Below are 5,301 nucleotides of genomic sequence, written 5' to 3' on the forward strand. Positions count from 1 at the left end.
CCTGTACGCCGCGCTGTTCGTCCGCCCGGTACGGGCCGCGGCCCGCCTGGTCCGCTTCCTGGACCGGGAGGTCGTCGACACGTACGTACGCGGCGCGGGCACCGCGCCCCGGCTGCTCGGCGCCGCCGTCCGCCGCGCGCAGACAGGCAACGTGCAGAGCTACCTCAGCGCGCTGCTCGGCGGCGCGCTCGTGCTCGCCGTCGCCGTCGTCGTCGCCACCACGTCGGTCACGGGAGGCTGACGCCGCATATGGACCCCACCGCGATGCAGCTCGTCCTCGCCGCCATCGTCGTACTCCCCCTTCTCGGCGCCCTGGCCGCCCTGTTCCCCGCGCCGCCCGGCCTGAAGGGCAAGAACCCCGACCAGGCCGTGCTGCGCCACGGCGTCACCGTCACCGGCGCCGTGTTCGCCCTGTCCGTCGTCCTGGCCGCCGGCTTCGACTACGGTGCCGACGGTCCGGCCACCATGCAGGCCGAGTCCGACGTCAGCTGGATCCCCGCCCTCGGGATCCGGATCCACCTCGGCGTCGACGGCGTATCGCTCCCCCTGCTCGTCCTCACCGCGCTGCTGACCTTCCTCTGCGCGGTCTACGGCTACTTCGTCATGCCCGCCGGGCCGTCACCCCGGGCGTTCGTTGCGCTGCTGCTCGTCCTCGAAGGCGGCATGCTCGCCACCTTCGCCGTCCTCAACCTGCTGCTGTTCTTCCTGGCGTTCGAGATGGTGCTCATCCCGATGTACTTCCTCATCGCCCGCTGGGGCGGTGCCGGACGCGGCGCCGCCGCCTGGAAGTTCATCCTCTACACGCTGCTCGGCTCGGTCGTGATGCTCCTCGGCCTCCTCCTCGTCGGGTTCCAAGGCGGCACGTTCGACATGGTGGCACTCGCCACTGACAATGGCGCCGGCCTCACCCACACCACGCAGCTCGTCGCGGTCCTCGCCATCGGCATCGGCCTCGCCGTCAAGACCCCGATGTGGCCGCTGCACAGCTGGCTCCCCGACGCCCACACCTCGGCCCCCACCGTCGGCTCGGTCCTCCTGGCCGGCGTGCTGCTGAAGATGGGCACGTACGGGTTCGTGCGCGTCCTGCTGCCCATCGCCCCCGACGGCATGGAGACGTACGCGCCCTACCTCGCCGCCTTCGGCGTCACCGGCATCCTCTACGGCTCCCTCGCCTGCCTCGCGCTGGCCAGAACCGGGGCCCGGGGCGACCTCAAGCGGCTCATCGCGTACTCCTCCGTGGGCCACATGGGCTTCGTGCTCCTCGGCATCTCCACCCTCACCCCCACCGGCGTCAACGGCGCGCTCTTCGCCAACATCGCCCACGGCCTCATCACCGGCCTGCTCTTCTTCCTCGTCGGCGCCCTGAAGGAACGCACCGGCACCACCGACCTCGACGCCCTCGCCGGCCGCACCGGCGCCGCCCTCTACGGCAGCGCCCCGCGCCTGGGCGCGCTCGTCGCCTTCGGCGCCGTCGCGTCGCTGGGCCTGCCGGGGCTCGCCGGGTTCTGGGGCGAGATGCTGGCGATGTTCGCCGCGTACGACCCGGCCGCCGGGCTCCCGCGGCCGGCGTACCTGGTGTTCATGGCCGTCGCCGGCTTCGGCACCCTGCTCACCGCCGCATACCTCCTCGTCGTCGTGCGCCGCGTCTGCATGGGCGACAGGACGGACGACCGGCCCGCCCTCGGGGACGTACGCCGCTACGAGATCGCCGCCTGGAGCCCGCTCGTCACCCTCACCGTCCTCGCCGGCCTCTGGCCCGCCGCACTCCTCGGCCTGACCGACCCGGCCGTGCAGAAGCTCCTCGCGGGAGGAAGCTGAGATGACGTACGCACACGCCGCCGCAGCACCGGCGGGCGGGACCGCGGACACGGTCCTCGCGGAGTCCGTCGTCCAGTCCGTCGACTGGCTCGCCGTCGCGCCGCCCACGATCGTCGCCGTGGCCGCCGTCGCGCTGCTCGTCGCCGACCTCTTCGTACCCGAGCGCGCCAAGCACCTCCTCGGCTGGAGCGCGGTCGCCGCGCTCGCCCTGTCCCTGCTCGCGCTGCTGCCGCTGCTCGACGGCGACCGCGGCACCTTCTGCCTCACCGACGACCCGAACGTCTGCAGCTACACCGCCGACCGCTTCGCGCTCGTCGTGCAACTCCTGGTGCTCGCGGGCGCGCTGCTCGCCGCGTTGCTGTCCGTGCACGACGTGCGCGCGACGAAGCTGCCCGCGGGGGAGTTCTGGTTCCTGCTGCTGGCCTCGGCCGCCGGCGCGGCGCTGCTGCCCGCGGCCCGCGACCTGGCGACGCTCGTGATCGCCCTGGAGGTCGCCTCGCTGCCGGCGTTCGCGCTGGTCGGCCTGCGCCGCGGGGACCGGCTGTCGTCCGAGGCGGCACTGAAGTTCTTCCTCTCCTCCGTCACCGCGACCGCCGTCATGCTCCTGGGCATCAGCTTCGTCTACGCCGCCGGGGGCAGCCTGCACCTGGCGCGGCTGGCCGACGGCCTCGCGACGGCGCCCGAGCAGTTGGAGACGCTGGCGGCGGCGGGCGTGGTGCTGACGCTGGTCGGGTTCGCGTTCAAGACGGCGGCGGTGCCGTTCCACTTCTGGGTGCCGGACACGTACGTCGGCGCGCCGATCCCGGTCGCCGCCTACCTGTCGGTCGTCGGCAAGGCGGTGGGCTTCAGCGGCCTGATCCTCGTCACCGTCCTCGCCTTCCCGGCGTACGACCACGTGTGGGGCCCCGCGATCGCGGTCCTGGCCGCGCTGACCATGACCGCGGGCAACGTCGCCGCCCTGCGCCAGCGCGCCGACGCCCCGCACAGCGCGGTCCGGCTGCTGGCCTGGTCCTCGGTGGCGCAGGCCGGCTACCTGCTGGTTCCGATCGCCGCCGCGGCCTACGCCGACGAGCCCGAGCGCGCGGTGGGCGCCACGCTGGCGTACGCGCTGATGTACGGGGTGGTGAACCTCGGCGCCTTCGCGGTGGTCGCCGCGGTGGGGGCGAAGGGCGGCCGCGGCGGCCGGGTCACCGACTACCGGGGCCTGGCGTCGACGCGGCTGCCGGTCGCCCTGGCGCTGGCGTTCTTCCTGATCAACCTCGCGGGGCTGCCGCCGGGGATCATCGGCCTGTTCGCGAAGGTGACGGTCCTGGGCGCCGCGGTGGACGCGGGGCTGGGGTGGCTGGCGGTGGTCATGGCGGCGAACGTGGTCGTGGGCTTGTACTACTACCTGCGGTGGACGGCGCTGCTGTTCCGCCCGGCGGCACCTGCGGCGGAGCCCCCCGCGGTACGTACCGCCCTGGCCGCCCCGCTGCGCGGCGCCATCGGCCTGACGGCGGCGCTCGGCATCGCGCTCTCGGGCGCCCCGCAGCTCGTACTCCGCTTCGCGGGCGAAGCCCTGCTCTAACGCCGCCTCACCCGCCCGGCGCACTTGGGAATCTGCGCTGACCAGGGAACTTACCCGGCAGGTCGGGCGTTCTGTGCGTGGGAGGGGTCCACTGGAGGGAGACGGCCGACACTGGCGGCGGCAGGCTTTGGAGGGCACACCGTGCACCGGTCGAACAACGGGCTGAAGACAGCCGCGCTCCTCGGCGGCATGTCTGCGCTGATCTTGCTCATCGGCAGCATTTTCGGCCGTACGGGCTTGGTGATCGCGCTCGTCGTGGCCATCGGCACCAACGCGTACGCGTACTGGAACAGCGACAAGCTCGCGCTGCGCGCGATGCGCGCCCGTCCGGTCAGCGAGATCGAGGCGCCGAACCTATACCGGATCGTGCGCGAGCTGTCCAACGAGGCCCGCCAGCCGATGCCCCGCCTCTACATCTCGCCCACCCAGGCCCCGAACGCCTTCGCCACCGGCCGCGACCCGCGCAACGCGGCGGTCTGCGTCACCGAGGGCATCCTGCAGATCCTCGACGAGCGCGAGCTGCGCGGCGTCCTGGGCCACGAGCTGATGCACGTCTACAACCGCGACATCCTCATCTCGTCGATCGCGGGCGCGCTCGCGTCGGTCGTGATGTTCCTGGTGAACTTCGCCTGGCTGATCCCGAGCGGCGACCGCAACGGCAACGGCCCCGGCCCGTTCGGCATGCTCCTGGTCCTCTTCCTGGGCCCGGTGGCGGCGAGCATCATCAGGCTCGCCGTCAGCCGCTCCCGGGAGTACGAGGCGGACCAGACCGGCTCGCAGCTCACCGGCGACCCGCTGGCCCTGGCGAGCGCCCTGCGCAAGCTCGAAGCCGGCACGAAGCAGCTCCCGCTGCCCCCGGAGCCCCGGATCGAGACGGCCAGCCACATGATGATCGCCAACCCGTTCCAGCGGGGCTCGGGCAACATGTCGCGGCTGTTCTCGACGCACCCGCCGATGGCGGAACGTATCGCCCGGCTGGAGCGCATGGCCGGCCGCGACCTGGGCCACTGACGGGGCCGGCGACCGCTGAGGTAGCGTACGCCGCATGTCAGGTGCTTCTGGAGCCGGCTGCGCCGGTGTGACGAGGACGTCCCGCTAGCGGCGGGGCGCAGGTCACCACTTCTCCCGTACGCCCGCACGTGATCCGCAGTCGATCCGTGCGCCCGCGTACGTGCTCGTGTGCATGCGCACGTTCCGTCGCTTCGCGATCCGGCCGGAGCGGCCTCTTGAGCTGCCCGGAACCCGTCTTCCGAGCAACGGAGCTTTCAGGTGCACCCGAACACTGTGACCCCGGCGCGCGCATGGCTGGTGCTGTGCTGCATGGCCATGCTGCAGTTCCTCATCGCGGTCGACGTGACCGTGGTCAACGTCGCGCTGCCGTCGATCGGCGCCGACTTCGCGGCCGACGACCGCCAACTGACCTGGGTGGTCGTCGGCTACACCATCACCGGCGGCGGGCTGCTGATGCTCGGCGGCCGCCTGGGCGACGTCCTGGGCCGGCGCCGCGTCCTGCTGTCCGGCACCGCGCTCTTCGGCCTCGCGTCGCTGCTGGCCGGGCTGGCGCCGTCGTTCGGCTTGCTCGTGGCGGCACGGCTCCTCCAGGGCGCCGGCGAGGCGGTCGCGCTGCCGGCGGCGATGGCGGTGGTCGTGCTGATGTTCCCGGAAGGGCCGCGCAGGTCGCGGGCGCTGAGCATCTGGGGGGTGGTGGCCAGCTGCGGCCTCGTCCTCGGCTTCGTGCTCTCCGGGGTGATCACGGAGCTGTTCGGCTGGCGGTGGATCTTCCTGGTGTCCGTCCCGTTCATCGTGGTGGTCCTCGCGGCGACGCTCCTCCTCGTACCGGCCGATCCGCCCGCGTGCCGCACCCCGGTCGACCTGCCCGGCTCGCTGCTGCTGACCGCGGCACCGCTGCTGTTCGC

4 protein-coding genes and 1 pseudogene are annotated in these 5,301 nt (G+C 72.7%); all 5 read left to right on the forward strand.

The genetic code is table 11. From position 1 onward, the window contains the following. Positions 1 to 241 (forward strand): annotated as a pseudogene (locus H5J30_RS16430) (NADH-quinone oxidoreductase subunit L); the annotation flags it as partial. 8 nt (positions 242 to 249) lie between these two features. Further along, positions 250 to 1,818: a complex I subunit 4 family protein gene (locus H5J30_RS16435; RefSeq protein WP_181788175.1), complete on the forward strand. Its 1,569-nt coding sequence runs from the start codon at positions 250 to 252 to the stop codon at positions 1,816 to 1,818. A 1-nt stretch (position 1,819) separates the two neighbouring features. Next, positions 1,820 to 3,385 carry an NADH-quinone oxidoreductase subunit N gene (locus H5J30_RS16440; RefSeq protein ID WP_181788176.1) on the forward strand — a complete coding sequence of 522 codons (1,566 nt, stop codon included), beginning with the start codon at positions 1,820 to 1,822 and terminating at the stop codon, positions 3,383 to 3,385. Between the two features lie 141 nt (positions 3,386 to 3,526). Further along, a complete protein-coding gene (gene htpX / locus H5J30_RS16445; protein ID WP_181788177.1) occupies positions 3,527 to 4,396 on the forward strand; it encodes a zinc metalloprotease HtpX in 870 nt (289 codons plus the stop codon). 309 nt (positions 4,397 to 4,705) lie between these two features. After that, the coding region (locus H5J30_RS16450; RefSeq protein ID WP_181788178.1) for an MFS transporter at positions 4,706 to 5,301 on the forward strand (596 nt) is incomplete at its 3' end.

This window comes from Streptomyces phytophilus (assembly GCF_013870535.1).
In the GTDB taxonomy this organism is placed as follows: domain Bacteria; phylum Actinomycetota; class Actinomycetes; order Streptomycetales; family Streptomycetaceae; genus Streptomyces; species Streptomyces phytophilus.

Excerpts from the sequence above, each read along its gene's own strand:
- H5J30_RS16435 (WP_181788175.1), top strand. The coding sequence starts at position 250 with ATGGACCCCACCGCGATGCAGCTCGTCCTCGCCGCCATCGTCGTACTC.
- H5J30_RS16440 (WP_181788176.1), top strand. The coding sequence starts at position 1,820 with ATGACGTACGCACACGCCGCCGCAGCACCGGCGGGCGGGACCGCGGAC.